Below are 22,745 nucleotides of genomic sequence, written 5' to 3'. Positions count from 1 at the left end.
GCGTGCAGGAGCGTTATTCAAGACAAATGTTATTTTCCGGGGTTAGCGAAGCAGGCCAAAGGAAAATAAGAGAAAAGCATGTACTCATTATAGGTGCCGGTGCACTAGGAGCAGCAAGTGCAGAGGCGATTGTCAGAGCGGGAATTGGAAAACTGACGATTGCTGACCGTGATTATGTCGAGTGGAGTAACTTACAGCGGCAGCAGTTATATACAGAAGAAGATGCAAAGCAGTATAAGCCGAAAGCAGTCGCAGCATTCGAGCGTTTAAGGCAGATTAATTCTGAAGTAGAAATTGTACCAGTTGTAACAGATGTAGCGGTGCAAGAAATGGAAGAGTTAATTAAGAATGTGGATTTAATATTAGATGCGACTGACAATTTTGAAGCGCGTCTTCTTATTAATGACATTTCGCAAAAATACAATATTCCTTGGATATATGGAGGATGCGTTGGAAGCTATGGCGTCACATATACAATTCTTCCGGGAAAAACACCATGTTTTCGCTGTTTGATGGAGCATCCATCTAGTGGTGCAACGTGTGATACGGCAGGAATTATACAGCCAGCCGTACAATTGGTCGTTGCGCATCAAGTGACAGAAGCACTTAAAATATTGGTAGAAGATTTTGGAGCGCTTCGTGAAACGATGTTGTCATTTGATCTTTGGAACAATCAGCACATGGCGTTTAAAGTGAATAGGCAGAAAAAAGACAAATGTCCATCTTGCGGAAAACTGCGCACGTACCCAAGTTTAGCGTTTGAATCACAGATGAAAACAGAGGTTCTATGTGGGCGAAATACAGTTCAAATCCGTCCAGGGGCGCCGCAACTTCTTAATTTAGAAGAAATTAAAAAGCGCTTACAAAAAAGTGTGGATGTGCAAACGACACCATATTTACTATCGTTTCGTGTTGATGAATATCGTTTCGTGTTATTTACAGATGGCAGGGCATTTATTCATGGGACAAATGATATGAAAGTGGCGAAGCGATTATATGCAAGATATATAGGCTGAACCTAAAGGTTGTCCTTTAGGTTCAGGGGACTAAATTAGGATTGTGAATTTCTAATATAATCTCCACTTTTTCCGCCTGTTTTTTCAAGTAAATATGTTTCGCAGATAATCATACCTTTGTCAACAGCTTTACACATATCATACACGGTAAGAGCGGTCGCAGAAGCTGCTGTTAAGGCTTCCATTTCAACGCCAGTGCTACCTTCTGTTTTTACTTTTACTTCAATTCGTAAACGGTATTGCCCTTTCGCCGTTTCCCAATCGAATGAAACATCTACTCCTTTTAGAAGTAAAGGGTGGCACATCGGAATAATATCAGAAGTGCGTTTAGCAGCCATAATACCGGCGATTTGTGCGACGGCTAATACATCGCCTTTCCCAATTTCATTATGAGAGATTTTATCATAAATTTCTTTCGTAACAAGGATGCTAGAGCAAGCAATTGCTGTTCGCACTGTCACTTTTTTATCGCTAATGTCGACCATTTTGGCACGGCCTTGGTCGTTAAAGTGAGTGAATGAAGACATGGAATTCCTCCTTGAAGTAATTGCTATTATAATTAGCATTGTACAATATAAAGTGTAATCAAGATGTGATATTTTGCAAATATGAGGTGAAAACAATGTTAGAAAAACGAGTACCAATTCCAGTTGCTGAAGCAGTGGCGCGAGTTATGACATATGCACACCAAGGTGGAATGGAAAAAGTTTCTATTACCGAAAGCTACGGAAGAATTCTTGGAGAAGATGTTGTGGCAGATCACGATGTTCCGCATTTTGACCGCTCTCCATATGACGGATTTGCGATTCGGGCAGAAGATACGAAAGAGGCGGGGAACGAGCATCCAATTGAGTTTGAAGTGATAGGAGAAATAGGAGCTGGTTCTGTTTTTACAGACGAGGTAAAGGCCTTCGAAGCGGTTCGAATTATGACAGGAGCAGCGATTCCAAAAGATTGTGATGCGGTAGTTATGTTAGAGCTTACGGAAGGATTTGAAAGAAACGGAAGAACGTATATGAAGCTAAAGCGTTCTTTTCAAGTAGGTGATAATGTTTCATTCAAAGGTGAAGATGTAAAACAAAATCAAATACTTGTGAAAAAAGGTACGAAGATTAATCCAGGTGTAGCAGCACTTCTGGCGACATTTGGCTACAGTTCAGTAAACGTTATGAAACAGCCTATTGTCGGGATTGTAACGACGGGAAGTGAGTTGTTAGAAGTACATGAACCACTTGAACCAGGAAAAATTAGAAATAGTAATTCCTATATGATCGCAGCTCAAATTGTTAGAGCTGGCGGGAAAGTACGATATTATGGACAACTTGCTGACGATTTAGAAGCTTGCTATGAAGCAGTGAAAGCCGCGGTGGATGAAGTAGACATTTTAATCACAACTGGTGGTGTTTCGGTAGGTGATTACGATTATTTGCCTGCTATTTATAAAAAATTAAATGCCAATGTTCTTTTTAATAAAATAGCGATGCGACCAGGTAGTGTCACAACTGTAGCTGAAGTAAACGGGAAGCTGTTGTTTGGGTTATCTGGTAACCCGTCTGCTTGTTATGTCGGATTTGAATTACTCGTTTATCCAGTTATTCAAGCATTCCTTCATGCGAAAGAACCACATGCATATCGTACAGATGCTATATTGCAGAAAGATTTTCCAAAGGCAAACCCATTTACACGATTTGTAAGGGGGAAAGCAACGTTTATCAATGGTCAGCTGCAAGTTATACCAGTAGGGCTCGATAAATCAAGTGCGATTTCTTCTCTTGCAGATAGCAATGCTTTGATTGTATTGCCAGGAGGAACAAGAGGATTTGAAGCAGGAATGACAGTTTCGGTGTTATTACTAGAATCAAGCCAAGGAAGTGAGTGGCCGTGGGCAGAACCGCTCCAATCTTACAAATAGTTGGCTATCAAAATAGCGGAAAAACGACGCTCACGGAGAAGATGATTCAAGCTTTTTCGGATGAAGGTATGAAAGTTGCCACAATTAAGCATCACGGACATGGTGGCTATCCGGAAGTACCTCAAAAGGATAGTGAACGTCATAGGCGAGCAGGCGCTGCCGTAAGTGCTGTAGAAGGAGCAGGATTATTATCACTTTCTTCTCTTCGGGATGAATGGTCTTTACAGGAAATCATTCGACTATATGAATTTTTTGAAGTAGATCTCATTTTGATTGAAGGATATAAAAAAGAAAACTATCCAAAAGTGGTTTTGCTTCGGAGGAATGAAGATATTGCTTTACTAGATAAAATGGAGAATGTAATAGCGGTTATTATATGGAAAGAGGTTACACAAAGTTTACCAAAAGCGTATAAAACATTTCATATAACAGAGGAAGACGCATACATGGATTGGTTTACACAAACGATGAGAGGTGCACGATGACAATTTCACATTATGAAGTAGTAGATACACCAATTTCGATTGAAGAGGTTACAAATAAAGTGATTCGCCGTGAATGTGGTGCTGTGACAACTTTCACTGGTACTGTAAGAGAATTTACGAAAGGGCGTCGCACGTTATATTTAGAGTACGCAGCCTATAAGACAATGGCTGAAAAAATGCTTGCGAAAATTGGAGATGAAGTGAAAGAGAAGTGGCCTGGGACACACGTTGCGATTACACATCGCATCGGTACACTTCAAATTTCTGATATTGCCGTTGTTGTTGCTGTATCAACACCACACCGAAAATCGGCATATGAAGCAAATGAATATATTATGGAGCGCATCAAACAAATTGTTCCGATTTGGAAAAAAGAGTTTTGGGAAGATGGTGACTCATGGATTGGTGATCAATTAGAAAAAATACCGTATCCAGACGGGGAGCCTGGAAGGGAGATGAAAAAATGATTCGGGTGTTATTATTTGCGCATTTACAAGAAGATGCCGGGACAAATGAGTTAAAAGTAGATTGTGAAAATATTACTGTTGCAGAATTAAAAAATATTATTACGAAAGAACATCATATCGCAGTTTCAGAGCAGATTATGGTCGCTATCAATGAAGAATATGCAAATGAAGATGACAAAATAAAATCTGGTGATATTGTGGCATTGATTCCCCCAGTGAGCGGTGGTTGATTTTTTCCAGTCTAATCACGGAAGTACGTGATTAGACTGGAGGGAATTAATATACATTGTGAAAAAATGAACAAAATAGGAGGCGAAAAGGATGAAAAGTCCGAATTTTCAGTTAGGTTTACAAACTTCTAATCTTATTATTGGTTTTATGGTGTGGGTGATTTTATCTTCACTAATGCCATTTATTAAAGTAGACATTGCGTTAACAGCAGGACAAATTTCCCTTGTCACAGCAGTACCTGTTATTTTAGGGTCGGTGCTTCGAATACCAATTGGTTATTGGACCAATCGTTACGGAGCGAGAAAATTATTCTTTATAAGCTTTATTATGTTATTATTCCCTGTCTTTTATATTAGTATTGCGAATTCTATGATGGATTTAATTATCGGCGGTTTATTTGCAGGGATTGGCGGAGCTGTATTCTCTGTAGGTGTAACGTCTCTGCCGAAATATTATCCGAAAGAGCGTCACGGTTTTGTAAATGGTATTTACGGTGTAGGTAATGCAGGAACAGCAGTTACATCTTTCTTAGCACCTGTGATCGCGACTTCATTTGGCTGGAGAGCAACTGTGCAATCCTTTTTAATCTTACTTGCTATTTTCGCACTTCTAAACTTTTTACTAGGTGATCGTAATGAGCGAAAAGTGAATACACCATTAATGGAACAGTTAAAAGGTGTATACAAAAATGAAAAACTTTGGTTCTTATGTATTTTCTATTTCTTAACTTTTGGATCGTTTGTTGCATTTACAGTATACTTACCAAACTTCTTAGTATCTCACTTTGGATTAGAAAAAGTAGATGCAGGTATGCGAACAGCTGGATTTATCGTCTTAGCAACAGTTATGCGCCCAATTGGTGGGTGGCTTGGTGATAAATTTAATCCATTTAAAATTTTAATCTTTGTATTCATCGGTTTAACACTATCTGGTATTATTTTATCGTTTATGCCAAGTATGAACGTGTATACATTTGGTTGCTTACTAGTCGCATTTTGCGCTGGAATTGGAAATGGAACAATCTTCAAACTTGTACCGATGTACTTTTCTGAGCAAGCAGGGATTGTAAACGGACTTGTTGCAGCTTTAGGCGGCTTAGGGGGCTTTTTCCCACCGTTAATTTTAACGTTACTATTCCAACTAACTGGTCATTATGCAATTGGATTTATGGCACTTTCAGAAGTAGCGCTTGCTTGTTTAATTATTACAGTGTGGATGTATAGTCAAGAAAAGTTGTTAGTGATGTTAAATAACAAATAGAGGGAACAATTACACTGTTTCTTAAAACAATCGAAAAATAAAGCAGCATGATTCTAGTTCTTGTACTGGAGTCATGTTGCTATTTGTATTGGTTTGAAGGGAAGAGTACAAGGTGACCGTTACTTGTTTTCTCCTTTTGTTTTTACTTGGCATGGGGCAGGCAGAGGGTCTGACCGCTTCTATGCATGGCTCCGGATGCATTCTCTCACCAAAAAAGAAAGGTTGTATGTCAGTTTTTCAATTTGTATTTATGCAAAAAAAAAATAGCGGTCAGCTATTTTCAATTTGAATATATATTTTTAGATTAATGATTGATGGTATCTTGTAGGATATAAGTTGCTTGATTTTCTGAAACATTTTGCACAAGTGCAACTTCACTAATTAAAATTCTGCGCGCGTTGTCTAGCATCTGTTTTTCACTCGCATTTAATGCTCTTTCTTTATTGCGGCGAATTAAATCGCGAACAACTTCAGCGCCGTCTAGAAGATTCCCGTTTTTCATTTTCTCCATGTTCATGGTATATCTTTGTTTCCATGAGAGTGAGTGGTCAGCTTCACCATTATGAATGTCAACTAATACATCGTTTAATGTATTTTTGTCAACAACATAACGTATGCCTGAATTTTCTACTTTATCCATAGGAATCATCACTTGCATATCGCTAATAACCATGTGTATTACACAATACTGACGTATTTTTCCTAACACTTCTTTATCCTCAATCGCTTCGATTATTCCTGCTCCGTGCATAGGGTAAACAATTTTATCACCAATTTGAAACAAATCATCCACCTCCATATGTGGTAACTATATGTAATGATAACACATATGGATAAAAATATCAAATTTATTATATTACCATATGTTATCTATCTGTGTCAATGATTTTAGTTCGTTTTTTAAATCTTGTTTTTAGTTGAAAAATCACAACATTTTTTTGAAAGAACTGCAAGTGAAAAGGGATGATATTCTGAGGAACTCTCACAGCAAAATACAAGGCATATCCACTCTTTTTTAATCATAAAATACAAAATCGTTAATACAATATACCTAAATCCGTTCTTTTTAAAGGAGGGAGAGATGGTGGGACGCACAATTAAAATTGATATTACGAATAAGGTAGTAGCAAGATTTAAATCGAATTATTTAGAATTATATACAAGTAAATTTATGATAGGTAAGTTTTATGTCTATACTGAAGATAAGCAATATGTGTTAGAAGACGGATATGTATATGAAGATGGTAAGTTTTATCGCATCATAGATACGCACCGTGGCAATAATCGAGCGGCGGAGAGCTGTGATCTAGGATGGTGTTAACATGATTCGTGTTAAGGTGTTTGATGAAAGTCATGAAAAGGACTTGGAAGACTCCGTAAATGTGTTTCTAAAGAAGCTGAATGACGAACAGCTTGTAGATATTAAATATCAAGTTGGTGTATCCATTAATGACGATGAAAATCAAATTTATTGTTTTTCGGCGATGGTTATCTATAAAACATAAAAAAGAGCTGGGGAACCAGCTCTTTTTTATGTTTTTAAGTAGAAATTATATGGGTTGGTAAAGCATTCATAATGGATTGTGGTGCCAGGTTTTCTTTTGTAGATAGAACTTTTTCACCAGTGGTAGCATCTTTACACATACCGAGATGGTAGCGTTCACCTAGGAATGGATCAATATAAAAACCATTTTTGAAGACTCGATCAGTCAAACCTCTTTCATGATGAATTTCAGAGCAATGAATGCAGTAATACATATCTTTCATCTCCTTTTATTGTTAAAAATTTTTAAAGAAAAAGAGTGAGTAGGTAGTCAGTTTATTGTTTTTGAAAATCGCCACCTGCTCAAATTACATTGCGTATACATATCTCGTTTATATCAATGTGTTTTCTAAATAAATCCCAAGGGAAGGAGGGAGGCTAAGGATTGAGATGTGTTTGCTTTTGTGAGTATATTATGACGAAATGTTGCACTGGTGTTTGTCCTGTTGAAAAAATGTTGAGAATTTCTCAACAGGCAAATGGAGATTTATTGACGTGAAACCAAAAGGTGTTATATTATAAAACAAAACCAAAAGGTGTTACATTGTAACGGCCTATATAAAGGAGAAATAGTATGGATCAGCAAAATACATTACAAGATATTAAACAAACAGTTATTTTTGAAGCGCCTATTCAAAAAGTATGGAATGCAGTATCGACTTCAGAAGGGATTGCATCTTGGTTTATGCCAAATGACTTTGAACCTAAGGTAGGGCATGAGTTTCATGTGCAATCACCTTTTGGACCATCTCCGTGTAAAGTGTTAGAAATTGATGAGCCTCATCGTTTATCTTTTTCATGGGATACAGATGGTTGGGTCGTTTCATTTATTTTGAAAGATTTGGGAGATAAAACGGAGTTTACTCTTATTCATGGTGGATGGAAGCAGGCTGATACAATTCTTCCGAAAGCAAACGAGAAAAGTTCTGTTATTCGCGAGAGAATGGCAGGTGGCTGGGTAGCAATTGTAAATGAAAAACTGAAAAAGGTTGTTGAAGGATAAGTGTCCTCATCAGCAGCGAAATACGATGTCTTTCAAGCAATTGCTGATCCAACACGCCGCGAAGTACTCCGGTTATTAACTGAAAAAGAATTGCCGATTTCTAAAATAACAGATCATTTTCCAATGAGTCGTACAGCTGTAGCGAAACATCTTCACATTCTTTCAGAAGCGAAATTAGTAAGCGGAAGAAAAGTTGGGAGAGAAAAGATATATCGGTTGCAGCCTGAGCCGTTGGCCGAATTACAGCAGTGGCTTTCCTATTATGAACAGTTTTGGAATAATAAATTGTCTATGCTCAAATATGTGGTGGAACATGAAGAGTAAGTGTTGTCACGTATTGTCGAAGCGCCGATATATCGTGAGAAATGGTCGATATATTTAAAAAGTCGCCGATATATAGAAAGAGGATGATCGCTATGAACGATCATCCTCGTTTTTACTGTTCAGTTGTTTGCGTAGCTGGCTTTAATAGAAGCCACCCGATAAATAGTGTAAGTAGTGCGAGTGCAAATGTACTCATATAAATGATGTGTACGCTCGAAGCTAATACTTCTTGTGATTTTGTTACTACATTTGTTGTACCGCCATGTCCACCTGAGACAAGATCAACATTTTGCATGCCTTGTGCATGAATCATCGTATTAAAGATTGTTCCGAAGATAGCGGCACCTAATGTTTGGCTAAATGTATTAACAAATGTGTTTAAACCAATTGCTGTTCCGCGTGTATGTGCAGGGACAGCTGCTTGGATGGTTACCATATAAATTGGTGTAATAAGTCCCATTCCTAAGCCGAATAGTCCGACCGCAACATAAATTAGAAATGCTGGTGAATGAGTTGATAATATGAATAATAAGAAGGTAGCGACTGATAAAATGCTAGCTCCAAGTAAAATGATTTGTTTCGTTTGTAACTTACCAACTAAATTCCCAGAAAGAATCGCACCAAATGTCCACATAACAGGAATTGGCATCAGAATAAGTCCAGCTTCTGTAGCATTTTTGCCTAATACCCCTTGGCTCCAAATTGGAAGGTACATTGTAATACTAATAATCATGGCGCCAGCAATAAGTGTTAGGACGTTTACAGTTGATAATGTACGGTTAGAGAAAAGTGCTAACGGAATTAATGGCTCCGGAGATTTTTTCTCAAAGAATAAGAAAATAATGAATGAAACAGCTGCAAAGATTAAGAGGCCGATAATTGTAATGTCGCCCCAGTTTTGCTTGCTGCTTCCTGTTAAGAGTGCATATAGTAACGCAATTGTACTTAATGAGAAGATAATTGCACCAGGATAATCGATATGGTGTTTTGCTGGTTTGATTGACTCTTTATAAGAAATTGCAATCATCGCACAAGCAAGAATTCCAAATGGAACATTTAAGAAGAAGATGTAGCGCCAAGAAAGAGAATCGACTAAAAATCCACCTACTAGCGGCCCAACAACACCAGAAACGCCCCAAACAGCACTCATCCAGCCTTGTGCTTTTGCGCGATCTTTCGCTTCACTATATAAGTCTCCGATAATCGTCATTGTAATTGGCATAACAGCGCCGGCACCTATACCTTGAAGAGCGCGAAAGACGATTAATTGTTCCATCGATGTCACGACTCCGCATAATGCAGAACCGATTAAAAAGATGGCTGCGCCGATGAGCAGTACTTTTTTACGTCCGAATAAATCTGCTAGTTTTCCGTAAATTGGAGTCGAGACAGCAGTTGCGAGCATATAAATTGCATACACCCAACTAACAAGTTCAACGCCAGATAAATCACTCGTTATACGAGGGATTGCCGTACTAACAATCGTTCCTTCCACAGCGGAAAGAAACGTCATTAACATTAAAGATATCATGACTTTTTTTCTCATATGTTTTCCCCTTTATAATATTCAACAATATAAAATATAAAGCTACTAAGCTATATAAGGCAACAAAAAAGAAACAGGAGGGGAAAGAATCCACCCGTGTTTCTTTTTTAGTACTGCACTTTTGCGTTTTGTCCTGCAGTTGTTCCGGCGATTCGCCCTGTGACAAGAGCGGAAGTGATATTGTAGCCGCCTGTATAGCCATGAATATCAAGAACTTCTCCGCAGAAGTATAGACCATTCATTAATTTAGAAGCCATTTCTTTCGGATGAATTTCTTTAACAGAAACGCCCCCGCCTGTAACGAATGCTTTTTCAAGTGGCTGTGTGCCGTTTACTGTTACTTTAAACTCTTTGAAGTCTTTCACAAGTGCACGGATTTTTTCGTGTGAAACTTGCCCAGCTTGTTCGCTACCGTCAATTCCATTTCTTTCTAATAAAAATAGGAAATAACGTTCAGGAACATATCCTTTTAACACATTTTTGATTCCTTTTTTGGGTTCTTCTTTCATTTGTTTCATCATGCGTTGAAAGAGCTGTTCGCTATTTTCTTCTGGCAGTGCATCGATGCTCATTTCTACTGCGCGCATTTTAAATTTTTTCATCGTTTTTACAACGAATTGGCTACAGCGAAGAGCGGCTGGGCCAGAAATACCAAAGTGGGTAAAGAGCATGTCCATTTTATGAGAAATGACAGCTTTTCCTTTTGGATTTAATACGCTTAAGTTTACATCGCGTAAAGCAAGACCTTGCAATGTACGGTCACGAATAAATGGTTCGTTTGAAGTAATTGGGACTTCCGTTGGGAAAAGTTCTGTAATTGTATGTCCCGCTTTTTCAGCCCAAGCGTAGCCATCCCCAGTTGAACCAGTGTGAGGGACAGATTTTCCGCCAACAGCAATTACAACATGATTTGTTTCCAAAACTTCACCTGTTTTAAGAATAACGGCTTTTGTTTGCCCGTTTTCATATTCTACCGTTTCAACTGGTGTGTTCGTACGCATTTTAACGCCTAGTTCTTTTAATCGTGTTAATAAAGCATCGACAACAGATTGCGCTTTATTTGATACAGGGAACATGCGCCCATGATCCTCTTCTTTTAGCTTTACACCAAGCTTTTCGAAGAATGTAATAATATCTTCATTATTAAAGATGGAAAAAGCACTGTATAAAAAGCGACCGTTTCCTGGTATATGTTTCACAATTTCATCAAGCGGTAAGCGGTTTGTTACGTTGCAACGTCCACCGCCAGAAATGGCAAGCTTACGTCCTAGTTTATTTCCTTTATCAAGAAGCAAGACGCGTGCGCCTTCTTCAGCAGCACCGATTGCGGCCATTAATCCTGAAGGGCCTCCTCCGATGACAATCACATCATAATGCATAGTATATCGACCTCATTTTCTACATTTCCTGCCTAAAAGAATAGCATGTTTTCATAGAAAAGAAAAATTCAGTGATATACTGTTTCGCTGAAGAATTGTGGTACAATACAAAGGTTAGAGTTCAGCGTTATATATGTAGGAGGATCATCTATGTCCGATTCAAAATTTCTGCGCGGAACGCTTATTGTGACGTTAGGAACTTTTTTAGTTAAGTTTCTAGGCATGATTTATGTCTTTCCATTTCATGCCTTAGTTGGCACAGAAGGCGGAACGCTCTATACGTATGGATATATTCCATATACGATCTTTTTAAGTATTGCAACGGCGGGAGTGCCGCTTGCTGTTTCAAAGTTTGTTTCTAAATATAATGCGCTTGGAGATTATAAGACGAGCCGGAGAATGTTCCGATCGGGAATGGTTATGATGATTGCAACAGGAATCCTTTCCTTCTTAGTTCTTTACATGTCTGCGCCATTATTTGCTGAGGCAATGCTTGGTAAACAAAGTGTACGCAATAGTATAGAAGATGTTACGATGATTATTCGCCTCGTAAGTTTTGCGCTTATTGTTGTACCAGCAGCAAGTTTAATTCGTGGTTATTTCCAAGGTCATCAATCGATGGGACCGACTACGGTATCGCAAATTATTGAACAAATTATTCGCATTGTCTTTTTATTAGCGGGTAGTTTTATTGTCATTAAAGTAATAGGTGGATCAGTAGCAGCAGCAGTTGGAGTGGCAACTTTCGCAGCGTTTGTTTCAGCTGTGGGAGCGCTTGGTGTGTTAATATGGTACTGGTTAAAACGCAAAAAGCATCTCGATCAATATTTAATTGAACAAACTGTACCAGAATCAACAGTAAGTACAGCTCAATTATTTAAAGAATTATTTGCATATGCAATTCCTTATGTTGTTATTGGATTAACAATTCCTTTATATCAACAAATTGATACATTAACATTCAACTCTATTATGCAAGCGATTGGACAAGGCGATATTGCAGAGCGAGCACTCGGCATTTTTACGATGTGGACGCATAAATTAATTATGATTCCTGTGTCACTTGCGACGGCGTTTAGTTTAACTCTTGTTCCAGCAATTACAAAATCATTTACAGAAAAACAATTTCGTTATTTAAAACTACAAATTACACAAACATTCCAGGCAAATATGTTCTTGACATTACCAGCGGTAGTTGGTATTTCGACACTTGCGTATCCGATTTATACAGCGTTTTATGAAAAGGATCCATTAGGTGGACAAGTATTGATGTGGTATGCGCCAGTTGCGTTATTATTCGCGTTATTTACAGTGACTGCAGCGATATTGCAAGGGATTAATCAGCAGAAGCATGCGATTATTGCGCTTGGCATGGGCGTTATTTTGAAGTTTTTATGTAATGTGATTTTAATTCGTTACTTCGGTACAGTTGGAGCTGTTTTAGCAACAGGTATTGGATTCCTAGCTTCCATTTGGTATACGAATAAACAAATTCGAAAACATGCACACTATTCATTCGGTGTTGTATATAAACGAACATTCCAAATTGCAATATTAACAATTGTGATGGTCATTGTCGTAAAACTATCACAAGGAATTTTATCCTTTGTGATTTCGCCCGAGGGCCGATTTGGTGCACTGATTACAGTTGCGGTTTGTGCAGGTATTGGTGGCCTTACTTACGGATTGTTAGCGATTCGCACAGGTGTACTTGTAAGAGTATTTGGCGGAGAAGCTTTAGAAAAGATTCAGCGTAAGCTTGGCGGTAAGCTGAAAATAAAGATGAAATCAAAAGGGGCGTAATACACGTCCCCTTTTCTATGATAAATACAAGAAGGTGAAAGAATGAGATTAGATAAATTATTAGCAAATATGGGATACGGAAGTAGAAAAGAAGTAAAGAAGTTATTAAAGGATGGCGTTGTAAAAATTGATGGAATTTCAGTAAAAGATGCGAAGTTTCATGTGAATGTAGAAGAACAAGAGGTTACGATTCACGGTGAGATTGTTGAATATAAGGAATTTGTATATTTAATGATGCATAAACCACAAGGGGTCATTTCAGCAACAGAAGATGATAATCATGAAACAGTTGTTGATTTATTGGAATTAGAAGATGCAATCTTTGATCCGTTTCCAGTTGGAAGACTTGATATTGATACAGAAGGCTTCCTATTATTAACAAATGACGGGAAGCTTACGCATCAGTTATTATCTCCGAAAAAGCACGTTCCGAAAAAATATTATGCACACGTAGCTGGAGTTGTAACAGAAAAAGATGTAGAAGAATTTGCAAAAGGTGTTATTTTAGATGATGGCTATGAAACGAAGCCAGGTGAACTTACAATTTTGAAAAGCGATGATGTGTCTGAAATCGAGCTTGTCATTACAGAAGGGAAATTCCATCAAGTAAAGCGCATGTTTGAAGCGGTAGGGAAAAAGGTTGTCTACTTAAAGAGAACGGAGATGGGACCTTTAGTGTTAGATGAAGAATTAGAACTTGGTCAATACCGTGAATTAACAGATGAAGAAGTGGAAATGTTAAAAACGTATCAAGTTCAAACAGAGAGTCAAGATTGAGACCGATTCTAAAAATAGAAAGAACCCCTTTCTGTGAAATCAGAAAGGGGTATGTATTATATTTTAGATACAATTGTTTTCGTTATGAGGTCATTCTCACTTTCTTTCCTGTTGTTGTCCACTTACCGCGGCAAGGGCTATACACGAGTTCATTAAATTGCAACACATTCAGATCACGTTGTATCGTTCGCGGTGTGATCCCGAACTCATCTACAAGGTCTTTCGTCGTTACCGTACCATTCTCATTGATGTACATATAAATTGATTTAATGCGTGTTAGCATACGAGTAGTCGTAGGTTTCAAGAGAAAACCACTCCTCTACTAGTTTTTTTGACCCCATTCAGGAAAGAAGGTCCTTACTTCCATTGTACTCCACTTGACAAATTTCATGCTTTAACCTAGTTAAATTTTACAAAAGTTTAACAAATAATAAAATATAAAAATATTGGTAGTTGACATTCTATGTCTCTTCTATCAACTACCACATAAATTTCTACGTAAACCGTCAAATTCCTGCAAATTTTTTTAGAAAAATAAAAGAAAAATTAATGTGAAATATCTGAAATATTATAATCGTTCGTTATTTTATCTTATCTTCTCTTATTGGCATATCGGATTTTCGTTTGCTATGATGAAAGAGAGAATATAGAAGAGGTGAATGAGTTATGTCAGCAATTAATTGGACAGAAGAAGTTGAGAAAAGAAAAGATGAATTAATTCATGACACGCAGCAATTCCTGCAAATTAAAAGTGTATGGGAAGAAGAAACAGCAAAAGAAGGTGCACCGTTTGGAGAAGGTGTAGCGAAAGCACTATCCTTCATGTTACATAGAGGAGAAGTTGAAGGATTTACTTCTAAAAATTTAGAAGGGTATGCAGGACACCTTGAAATGGGACAAGGAGAAGAATTGGTGGGTATTCTTTGTCACGTTGATGTTGTGCCAGAAGGAGATGGATGGACAACACCTGCATATAGCGCTGATATTCGTGACGGAAAGATTTTTGCACGCGGTGCAATTGATGATAAAGGGCCGACAATGGCTGCTTACTATGCAATGAAAATTGTAAAAGAATTAGGATTGCCGCTTTCAAAACGCGTACGCATGATTTTAGGAACGGATGAAGAAAGCAACTGGAAATGTGTCGATCATTATTTCAAAAATGAAGAAATGCCTACGATGGGGTTCGCACCAGATGCAGATTTTCCTATTATTAATGCGGAAAAAGGGATTTCTGATATACAAGTTGTGCAAAAGAATAGCGAAACAGAAGGCGGGGAATATGAGCTTGTTTCATTTGCTTCAGGTCGCCGTTTAAATATGGTTCCTGATTTTGCGGAAGCAGTGATTACGACTGAAAAAGCAGAGGAACTCAGAAATGCTTATGAACAATACTTACAAACTGTGAAGAAGACAGGTAAAGCAAATGTAGCAGGAAATACCGTGACACTACAATTAGAAGGAGTTTCAGCTCACGGTTCTACTCCTGAAAAAGGTGAAAATGCAGGACTCTTATTAACGAACTTTTTAACAACGATTGCTCTTGACGGTAAAGGCGCTTCATTTGCGGCATTTGTTACAGAAACATTTACGAATGATACGCTTGGAGAAAAAGCAGGAATCGCTTATAAAGATGAAATTAGCGGACCGTTAACAGTCAATGTAGGTCGCTTTTCTTATACGAAAGAAGAAGGCGGAAACTTAGGTTTAAATGTGCGCTATCCAGTAACAACGAATTTTGAAGAGACAGTGCAGAAATTAAAAGACTATGTCGGCAACAAAGGCTTCCAAGTAGCTGATTATTCTAACTCACGTCCGCATCACGTTGATAAAGATCATGTTTTAATTCGTACATTACAGCGTGTGTATGAAGAACAAACAGGAGAGAAAGCGGAGCTATTAGCAATTGGTGGCGGTACATATGCTCGTTCATTAAAAGCTGGTGTAGCATTCGGTCCGCTTTTCCCTGGAAAAGAAGAACTTGCTCATCAAAAAGATGAGTATATTGAAATAGAAGATTTACTAAAAGCAACAGCAATTTATGCACAGGCAATTTATGAATTAGCGAAATAGGTTGATTTTACTGTGATATATGACCGCTCTCTATCTTAGGGAGCGGATTCTTTTTATCCAATTGAATGAGATACAAAAGAAAAGCAACAATAACAAGAAAGGAGAAGATACAAATGGTACCACATTATTTTTTAGCAGTTACCCTGCCGGATCATATAAAAGAAATACTTGAAAATTACAAAGAAGAAATGAAGGACAGGTTGCCATTTCGCTCATGGGTATATAAGGAAGACTATCATATTACACTTGCTTTTTTAGGGAGTGCGACGCAGGAACAATTGCAAGGAATAGAGAAAGGATTACAACTTCTTACAAATAAAACGGAATTAGATCTCACGCTGCAAAATTTTTCTATATTTGGCCTAGTAGAGAGCCCACGTATATTTTGGGCTGGATTAAAAGAAAATCAAGCGTTATTTGATATGCAAAAACAGGTGCATGCTATTTGTGAAAGAAACGGTTTTTCGCTTGAAACACGTCCCTATCATCCGCATATTACTGTTGCTCGTAAGTGGATGGGAGAAGAAACATTTAATCTTAAAGATCTGAAGCAATTAGATGCGATAGTGTTTCAGGCTGATACGATTACATTGTATGAGTCTCACGTCCATCAAACTCCAAAGTATAAGTCAGTTTATGAAATAAAGTTACAGAATCTTAAAGTGTGAAAACGTTTCTTATGAATGTGAATATACTATAGAAAATAGTAAGTTTGTGTAACATCCCATTTATCCTGTTATTTTCGGGCAGTAAGCCCCCCCACCTCAATATTCAGAGAGAAACAAGGGAGATGGGTGGAAGATGAAGAAAACCCCACTGATGGAAGTTTCACTTTATCTTTAGGGGATACCTATTTCTTACAGATATATAAAACCATTTTGATTTTTCAACATAAAATCCCCTGTTATGTAAAGCAAAAAGTGATCGCTACTTGTTTTCTCTCTTTGTTTTAACGTTGCACGGGGCAGGAAGAGGTTCTGACCGCTTTTATGAATGGCCAGTTATTCTCTCCCACCTAAAGATTGGGTTTTATGTCGGTTTTTCAAATTGTATTCATATAGTTTCATTTTAATTTCGAGAATGATGGTGATTTTTTATGCTGAAAGTAAAGCGTCCATTTGAAGCCTATTTAGATGAAATGAATAAAATTACAATTTTGCTCCCGCATACGTATGGAACAAGCCGGACATTTTTTATGCAGGAAGGAAATCATGTATGGGAGCTTAAGGTTGCTCAAATTATTTCCCTTGCAGATGTAACAAAGTATGAATGTTATATAGAATATCCACTTGATGTGGGGAAGTATTATTCAGTGCGGGATGAGCGGAATGAAGAAACAGATTTACAAATTGGAGCGGTTATTCGAACGGCTGTATTTGATGAAAAATATTATTATGATGGTAGCGATTTAGGGGCTTGTTATAGAAAGGAAAAAACAACTTTTAAAATGTGGGCACCAACTGCAAGACTTGCGAAAGTAAGAATTTATAAAAATGATAAAGAGTATACGGATTATGAGATGCAAAGAGAAGAGAATGGTGTTTGGTCTCGTATTTTACAAGGAGACTTTGAATTAGCAAGGTATGCATTTCTCGTTTGTATTAATTTAATATGGAATGAAGCTGTAGATCCATATGCAAAATCGGTATCGGTGAATGGTAAGTATGGAATTGTAATTGATCTTGCAAAGACATATGTAAAAGCACAAACTTCATTACCTAAACTTGAATCTTTTACGGATGCAATCCTTTATGAATTGCATATTCGTGATGCCACTATGCATCCAAATAGTGGTGTGGAAAAAAAGGGGACATATACTGGATTAACAGAAGAGAATACGAAAGGGAGACTTGGGACAGAGACGGCCTTTTCTTATATAAAAGGATTAGGAGTTACACATGTTGAGCTTTTACCTCTTCATCACTTTGCTGGAGTAGATGAAACGACCCCTTTTGTAACGTATAACTGGGGCTATAATCCATTATATTACAACGTTCCAACGGGAGTGTATGCAAGTAATCCTACCGACCCTTATAACCGAATCAAGGAATGTAAACAACTTATTGAAAAGTTTCATGAGCATGGACTCCGCGTTATTTTGGATGTTGTATACAACCATGTATATGAAAGAGAAACGTCATCTTTTGAAAAGCTTGTACCAGGATACTATTTCAGACATGATGAAAATGGCATGCCATCAAATGGAACTGGAGTTGGGAATGATCTAGCATCAGAGCGAAAAATGATGCGGAAATTTATTATTGATTCTGTTTTATATTGGCTTACTGAATATAACGTGGATGGTTTTCGATTTGATTTAATGGGAATTTTAGATGTAGAAACGATGAATGAATTAGAAAAGGAAATAAGGAAAAGAAAAAAGGATGCACTGTTATTAGGGGAAGGCTGGGATTTACAAACACCGCTTCCGGCAGAAGAGAAGGCAACGCTTAACAATGCAAACAAAATGCCACAAATCGCGCAGTTCAACGATCAATTTCGTGATGGGATAAAAGGTAGCACGTTTGATGTAAGTAAACGTGGTTTTGCATTTGGAGGAAGTGTAGACCCCGCGCATTTGCAATATGTGTTATCAGGAAGTCTTGTAAATGAAAAAGGAGACGGGTTATTTTTAGAACCCATTCAAAGTATTAACTATGTGGAATGTCATGACAATATGACGATGTGGGATAAACTCGTGCGTAGCAATCAGGAAACGGAAGAAGTGCAAAAAAGGCGTCATCGTTTAGCGACAGCGATGACATTACTCTCACAAGGAATTCCATTTTTACATGCAGGACAAGAGTTTTATCGTTCTAAGAAAGGAAATGAAAATAGTTATAATGCGCTTGACGAAATTAATCAACTCGATTGGGATCAAAAAGAGAAAGAAATAGAAACAATTGCTTATATACAAGGCTTGATTGCGATTCGTAAGGCACATAGAGCGTTTCGCTTACAGTCAGCGAATCTTATAAAGGAGCATATGACATTTTTACAAACATCTCCTACTGTTGTTGCTTATCATTTGCAAAATATAGGAAAGTTCGGTCCTTGGAAGGAAATTGTGGTGTTGTTTCATAATGGTGTGCAATTAGAAACGATTTCACTGCCGAAACACGAAATGTGGTACGTATTAGCAGACAGTGCAAAAGCGAAAGTACATCCGATTTCTTCATTTCAAGGAAGTGAACTTCAAATGGTTCCGATTAGCTCGTATATATTGGCGATAATGTGACAAATCGCTACTTGACGATGAGAATATAATAAATGTAGAATTGACAAAGGTGACGATTTCGATAAGTTGTCATTGTATTATTGGTTTTGTAAAATATAAAGAATAGACGGTTAGTTTGTCTTGATTTCTTGGCCCATGCCAAGTTTTCTTTTATCAAAAAAAAGCAAGAAAACTCCACCTTCAAGGAATATGCCCAGTATAGTCTTTGAGGTTGAAGATGAATTGCTAGTAACTGTCTTTATACAATATATTAAAACAGTAGTTCCAGGGGCGTTTGCCAATGGAATAGAGGGGTTGTGCATCAGGCAGCTGTGTCAACTTCACTCGTGTTAATCATCTGTTAGAGAAGATATACACGAGAAACCCCTACTTCAAGAGCCAAAGGAGCTAAGTAGCGGGAGTTTTCATATGAATCCACAACATCTTCAAAAGGTGTTGCGGTTTTTCTTTTCATAACTATAAAAGATAAGGATTTGTTAACGGGTAATGAATATGGAATGGTTGGAACAATTATTAGGAGAAGAGTGGAGTCTTATACCAGCTGGTGGGGCAACAGGCGATGCATATATTGCGCAAAATGGACAACAAAAGCTATTTTTAAAGCGGAATACATCGCCTTTTTTAGCGGTATTGTCGGCAGAAGGAATTGTTCCAAAATTACTTTGGACAAGAAGAGTGACGAACGGTGATGTGATTTCAGCTCAAAAGTGGCTTCCAGGACAAAAGCTAGAGCCAGAGGATATGAAACTTGAGTGTGTTGCGAAGCTTTTAAAAAAAATACATTCATCTAAAGCGCTTGTGCAGATGATACAAAGGCTTGGAAAACAGCCGCTCTATGCGCAGGAGTTATTGCAACAATTGTATTTTGTTTTAAGAGGAGATTTAAGAACGGATGAAACGATTCAGACAGGGCTACGATATTTAAAAGCCACACTGAAAGATGTTGAATATGATGAGTTTGTCGTGTGCCACTGTGACGTCAATCATAACAATTGGTTATTATCGGACGAAGATGAATTATTTTTAATTGATTGGGATGGAGCGCTTATTGCGGATCCTGCTCTTGATCTTGGCATGTTATTATATTGGTATGTTCCGCGTCACGAATGGGACGAATGGTTAGCGTATTATGGAATTGAAATGAATGAATCATTGGTTCATCGTATGAAGTGGTATGTAGTGGCACAAACTATTTTATCTGTTCAATGGCATACAACAAAAAAACAGCAAGCAGAAGCTGAATATTGGCATCAATATTTACAGCAACTACTTGCTTCAGAGTAATAAATAATTTAAGAGAAATTGTCCATTCCAGAAATCCATTGCGTGAGTTGCTCTTGATTATTGGAAATATGATTGTCTAAATCAGGAGAATATTTACCCGATTGACTATAGTAATATACATCGTTTAGCATTGTTTTTACATCGCTGTTCACACTATCGTTTGCAAGCAATGATTGAATGAGCCGTTCTAATTGTTCGCACTCAGAAACCGTTCCACAGCAATCGCTTTGGTGATTGACTAGAATATCTTTTAAAATTTCTAATTGATGTTGTTGATTAATCGGCATGATTGGATCATCCTTTCGATTGTTGTTCAATTTGAACAAGTAAGAGAAATTTTCTATTTCGTCATGGAGTACTAATCATTGGCTAACGAAACGTTTCTACAGGAGAGTTTCGTTCTATGCTCTTTGTAGTTTGTATCAAAATGGAACACCTTATACTTGAAAGAAACGGACCGAGTGCTCGTACGTACTTGGTTTTTTGTTTGATAGATTGATTGAAAAAGAAAGAAGGAATAAACCTTCTAAAAATAGTCTGGTAAAGAGAGGAAGACATCTATGCGTTTAAGACATAAACCATATGCAATGGATCGAATTAATGAGTATTCACAGTTTGTAATTGGAAACCCAGAGGAGCGTTGTGGCAATTGGAAAGAAGTGTTTGGAAATGACCATCCGATCCATATTGAAGTAGGAACAGGTCGTGGTCGTTTCGTTTATGAGATGGCAAAAGCGAATCCGCATATTAACTATATCGGAATTGAAAAATTCACAAGTGTTATCGTAGATGCGCTTGATAGGTTAATTGAAGAAGAAGTACCAAACTTAAAATTAATTAATAAAGATGCTGAAGATTTAACAGTTTTTTTTGCGGAAGGCGAAATTGACCGTGTGTATTTAAACTTCTCAGATCCATGGCCAAAAAATCGTCACGAGAAGCGTCGTTTAACTTATAAAACATTTTTACGCAATTATGAAGAAGTGTTAGTAACAGGCGGAGAGATTCATTTTAAAACGGATAACCAAAGTTTATTTGAATACTCTCTTATGAGTATGGCTGAATATGGCATGCTACTCACATTCCTTAGCTTAGATCTTCATAACAGTGATTTCGAAGGTAACATTATGACGGAATACGAAGAGAAGTTTTCTAGTAAAGGACATCGTATTTATCGTGTTGAAGCGAAATATCGAACAGAACCTGCGCAGTAATGCGCAGGTTTTTTTGTTGTAAAAAAACATTCTGAATTTTGTGTTAGAATAAAGAGAAACTGTAATCAGTGGGGGGCTTTTTCATCCCCCACTGATTATCAGCCCGCACCAATCGGGCTTTTACGGGCAGTTGATTCCCCGACTAACTTCTTTGCTTTTACTGCATTTTGAGGTGGGAGTCTTACTGCACACGAATAGCGGGGGAAAATGGAAAAGGGGGAATGTGGAATGGAATCTTTAAAAATCGGAGAAATAAAAGTGACATGGCTCCGCGGAGGGAACACTCATTTAGATGGGGGAGCGATGTTTGGTGTCGTACCAAAAATCTTATGGTCACGCAAATATAAACATAATGATACAAATCATATTTATTTAAGAACAGATCCGTTGCTTGTACAAACGAAAGAAGGAAATATGCTCATTGACTCAGGAATTGGAAATAATAAAATGAATGAAAAAATGAAGCGGAATCAAGGGATAACAGAAGAATCGTCAGTTGAACATTCTCTAGCGGAACACGGTCTAACAGCTGAAGATATTCATTATGTATTAATGACACATCTTCATTTTGATCATGCATCAGGATTAACAAAATCGGAAGATGGTGAGCTTGTTCCGACGTTTCCAAATGCAAAAGTGTATGTATCAGAAATAGAATGGAATGAAATGAGAAACCCTAATATCCGCTCTCGTAATACATATTGGAAAGAAAATTGGGAGCCAATTGTAGAGCAAATTGTCACTTTCAAAGACGAAATACAAATTTCAGATGAAGTCAGAATGGTACATACAGGAGGGCATAGTGATGGTCATGCTGTAATTGTTCTTGAAAGTAAAGGAGAAACGATGCTTCATTTAGCGGATCTCTTGCCAACGCATGCTCATCAAAACGTATTATGGGTGATGGCATATGATGATTATCCAATGACTTCAATTGAACATAAGCAAAAATGGATGAAGTATGGCACAGAAAAGAAAGCATGGTTCACCTTTTATCATGATGCCTATTATCGCGCTGTGAAGTGGGATGAGGAAGGGAATATGGTTGAGAAGGTAGAACGAAAAGAGGAAAATGTATCAAGTGAAGTGTAAGAAAGATAGAAGTATGGAGTGGAGGGTCACCCCCTCCACTAAAAAGTAAATTTGTTATGTTCTTGTTCAACTACAAACACATTGCAAGGATTTGTCGA

General features: G+C 37.6%; 25 protein-coding genes. 18 read left to right on the top strand and 7 right to left on the bottom strand.

The window, feature by feature from the left end; genetic code table 11:
- Window positions 1-2: 2 nt before the first annotated feature.
- Window positions 3-1,016, top strand: a complete 1,014-nt coding sequence (locus tag NSQ40_RS23950; RefSeq protein WP_033796480.1) for a molybdopterin-synthase adenylyltransferase MoeB — start codon at window positions 3-5, stop codon at window positions 1,014-1,016.
- Window positions 1,017-1,051: 35 nt separating this feature from the next.
- Here the strand turns inward: NSQ40_RS23950 and moaC are convergent, their stop codons facing one another.
- Entirely contained in the window at window positions 1,052-1,543 is a 492-nt protein-coding gene (gene moaC, locus NSQ40_RS23945; RefSeq protein WP_098158880.1) for a cyclic pyranopterin monophosphate synthase MoaC, read from the bottom strand.
- Window positions 1,544-1,638: 95 nt separating this feature from the next.
- Here moaC and NSQ40_RS23940 point away from each other — a divergent pair, with 95 nt between their 5' ends.
- From NSQ40_RS23940 to NSQ40_RS23920, 5 genes are all read left to right on the top strand, one after another.
- Window positions 1,639-2,928 (top strand): molybdopterin molybdotransferase MoeA, encoded by a 1,290-nt coding sequence (locus NSQ40_RS23940; RefSeq protein WP_097786676.1) that lies wholly within the window; start codon window positions 1,639-1,641, stop codon window positions 2,926-2,928.
- On the top strand, window positions 2,892-3,413 hold the full coding sequence (gene mobB / locus NSQ40_RS23935; protein ID WP_016116706.1) for a molybdopterin-guanine dinucleotide biosynthesis protein B: 522 nt from the start codon (window positions 2,892-2,894) through the stop codon (window positions 3,411-3,413). The genes NSQ40_RS23940 and mobB overlap by 37 nt, the downstream gene beginning before the upstream one ends.
- On the top strand, window positions 3,410-3,880 hold the full coding sequence (locus tag NSQ40_RS23930; protein WP_033796478.1) for a molybdenum cofactor biosynthesis protein MoaE: 471 nt from the start codon (window positions 3,410-3,412) through the stop codon (window positions 3,878-3,880). Before mobB ends, NSQ40_RS23930 begins: the two co-directional genes overlap by 4 nt.
- Entirely contained in the window at window positions 3,877-4,110 is a 234-nt protein-coding gene (moaD, locus tag NSQ40_RS23925) for a molybdopterin converting factor subunit 1 (protein ID WP_018782818.1), read from the top strand. Before NSQ40_RS23930 ends, moaD begins: the two co-directional genes overlap by 4 nt.
- A gap of 91 nt (window positions 4,111-4,201) precedes the next feature.
- Window positions 4,202-5,371, top strand: a complete 1,170-nt coding sequence (locus NSQ40_RS23920; protein ID WP_003201204.1) for a nitrate/nitrite transporter — start codon at window positions 4,202-4,204, stop codon at window positions 5,369-5,371.
- A 304-nt stretch (window positions 5,372-5,675) separates the two neighbouring features.
- Here the strand turns inward: NSQ40_RS23920 and NSQ40_RS23915 are convergent, their stop codons facing one another.
- A complete protein-coding gene (locus NSQ40_RS23915) occupies window positions 5,676-6,170 on the bottom strand; it encodes a CarD family transcriptional regulator (protein ID WP_003201207.1) in 495 nt (164 codons plus the stop codon).
- A 285-nt stretch (window positions 6,171-6,455) separates the two neighbouring features.
- Between NSQ40_RS23915 and NSQ40_RS23910 the strand changes: the two genes are divergently transcribed.
- Both NSQ40_RS23910 and NSQ40_RS23905 read left to right on the top strand, forming a co-directional pair.
- Window positions 6,456-6,692 carry a DUF2553 family protein gene (locus NSQ40_RS23910; protein WP_029427646.1) on the top strand — a complete coding sequence of 79 codons (237 nt, stop codon included), beginning with the start codon at window positions 6,456-6,458 and terminating at the stop codon, window positions 6,690-6,692.
- 1 nt (window position 6,693) lies between these two features.
- Window positions 6,694-6,876 carry a sporulation protein Cse60 gene (locus tag NSQ40_RS23905; protein WP_003201211.1) on the top strand — a complete coding sequence of 61 codons (183 nt, stop codon included), beginning with the start codon at window positions 6,694-6,696 and terminating at the stop codon, window positions 6,874-6,876.
- A gap of 34 nt (window positions 6,877-6,910) precedes the next feature.
- Here the strand turns inward: NSQ40_RS23905 and NSQ40_RS23900 are convergent, their stop codons facing one another.
- The gene (locus NSQ40_RS23900; protein ID WP_018764542.1) at window positions 6,911-7,129 is read right to left on the bottom strand and encodes a DUF3973 domain-containing protein; all 219 of its coding nucleotides are present in this window, start codon (window positions 7,127-7,129) and stop codon (window positions 6,911-6,913) included.
- Between the two features lie 359 nt (window positions 7,130-7,488).
- Here NSQ40_RS23900 and NSQ40_RS23895 point away from each other — a divergent pair, with 359 nt between their 5' ends.
- Window positions 7,489-7,917 (top strand): SRPBCC family protein, encoded by a 429-nt coding sequence (locus NSQ40_RS23895; protein ID WP_003201214.1) that lies wholly within the window; start codon window positions 7,489-7,491, stop codon window positions 7,915-7,917.
- On the top strand, window positions 7,918-8,241 hold the full coding sequence (locus tag NSQ40_RS23890; protein ID WP_003208744.1) for an ArsR/SmtB family transcription factor: 324 nt from the start codon (window positions 7,918-7,920) through the stop codon (window positions 8,239-8,241).
- A 112-nt stretch (window positions 8,242-8,353) separates the two neighbouring features.
- Here the strand turns inward: NSQ40_RS23890 and NSQ40_RS23885 are convergent, their stop codons facing one another.
- On the bottom strand, window positions 8,354-9,787 hold the full coding sequence (locus tag NSQ40_RS23885) for an MDR family MFS transporter (protein ID WP_018782815.1): 1,434 nt from the start codon (window positions 9,785-9,787) through the stop codon (window positions 8,354-8,356).
- Between the two features lie 107 nt (window positions 9,788-9,894).
- Window positions 9,895-11,166: a BaiN/RdsA family NAD(P)/FAD-dependent oxidoreductase gene (locus NSQ40_RS23880; RefSeq protein WP_003201220.1), complete on the bottom strand. Its 1,272-nt coding sequence runs from the start codon at window positions 11,164-11,166 to the stop codon at window positions 9,895-9,897.
- A gap of 150 nt (window positions 11,167-11,316) precedes the next feature.
- On the opposite strand from NSQ40_RS23880, the gene NSQ40_RS23875 reads away from it, so the two are divergent.
- Window positions 11,317-12,969 (top strand): putative polysaccharide biosynthesis protein, encoded by a 1,653-nt coding sequence (locus NSQ40_RS23875; RefSeq protein WP_003201221.1) that lies wholly within the window; start codon window positions 11,317-11,319, stop codon window positions 12,967-12,969.
- Between the two features lie 42 nt (window positions 12,970-13,011).
- Window positions 13,012-13,746 carry a pseudouridine synthase gene (locus tag NSQ40_RS23870; protein ID WP_003201223.1) on the top strand — a complete coding sequence of 245 codons (735 nt, stop codon included), beginning with the start codon at window positions 13,012-13,014 and terminating at the stop codon, window positions 13,744-13,746.
- Window positions 13,747-13,828: 82 nt separating this feature from the next.
- Here the strand turns inward: NSQ40_RS23870 and NSQ40_RS23865 are convergent, their stop codons facing one another.
- Entirely contained in the window at window positions 13,829-14,050 is a 222-nt protein-coding gene (locus NSQ40_RS23865; protein ID WP_000805512.1) for a DeoR family transcriptional regulator, read from the bottom strand.
- Window positions 14,051-14,412: 362 nt separating this feature from the next.
- On the opposite strand from NSQ40_RS23865, the gene pepV reads away from it, so the two are divergent.
- From pepV to NSQ40_RS23845, 4 genes are all read left to right on the top strand, one after another.
- Entirely contained in the window at window positions 14,413-15,819 is a 1,407-nt protein-coding gene (gene pepV, locus NSQ40_RS23860; protein WP_098100809.1) for a dipeptidase PepV, read from the top strand.
- A 113-nt stretch (window positions 15,820-15,932) separates the two neighbouring features.
- The gene (gene thpR, locus NSQ40_RS23855) at window positions 15,933-16,487 is read left to right on the top strand and encodes an RNA 2',3'-cyclic phosphodiesterase (RefSeq protein WP_033796476.1); all 555 of its coding nucleotides are present in this window, start codon (window positions 15,933-15,935) and stop codon (window positions 16,485-16,487) included.
- Between the two features lie 428 nt (window positions 16,488-16,915).
- Window positions 16,916-19,057, top strand: a complete 2,142-nt coding sequence (gene pulA, locus NSQ40_RS23850) for a type I pullulanase (RefSeq protein ID WP_098100808.1) — start codon at window positions 16,916-16,918, stop codon at window positions 19,055-19,057.
- A 486-nt stretch (window positions 19,058-19,543) separates the two neighbouring features.
- Window positions 19,544-20,341 (top strand): phosphotransferase family protein, encoded by a 798-nt coding sequence (locus NSQ40_RS23845; RefSeq protein WP_003201231.1) that lies wholly within the window; start codon window positions 19,544-19,546, stop codon window positions 20,339-20,341.
- Window positions 20,342-20,349: 8 nt separating this feature from the next.
- Here NSQ40_RS23845 and NSQ40_RS23840 read toward each other — a convergent pair whose 3' ends face one another.
- On the bottom strand, window positions 20,350-20,628 hold the full coding sequence (locus NSQ40_RS23840) for a YtzH-like family protein (RefSeq protein ID WP_003201233.1): 279 nt from the start codon (window positions 20,626-20,628) through the stop codon (window positions 20,350-20,352).
- Between the two features lie 273 nt (window positions 20,629-20,901).
- On the opposite strand from NSQ40_RS23840, the gene trmB reads away from it, so the two are divergent.
- Window positions 20,902-21,555 (top strand): tRNA (guanosine(46)-N7)-methyltransferase TrmB, encoded by a 654-nt coding sequence (gene trmB, locus NSQ40_RS23835; protein WP_003201235.1) that lies wholly within the window; start codon window positions 20,902-20,904, stop codon window positions 21,553-21,555.
- Window positions 21,556-21,783: 228 nt separating this feature from the next.
- Complete coding sequence (locus NSQ40_RS23830; protein ID WP_018782809.1) at window positions 21,784-22,647, top strand: YtnP family quorum-quenching lactonase; 864 nt, start codon at window positions 21,784-21,786, stop codon at window positions 22,645-22,647.
- The last annotated feature ends 98 nt before the right edge of the window (window positions 22,648-22,745 follow it).

Origin of the sequence: Bacillus sp. FSL K6-6038, from assembly GCF_038050455.1 — a bacterium.
GTDB classification, from domain to species: Bacteria; Bacillota; Bacilli; order Bacillales; family Bacillaceae_G; genus Bacillus_A; species Bacillus_A pseudomycoides.
The sequence above is the reverse complement of the archived record's forward strand: the minus strand, read 5'-3'. Positions and strand labels throughout refer to the sequence as shown.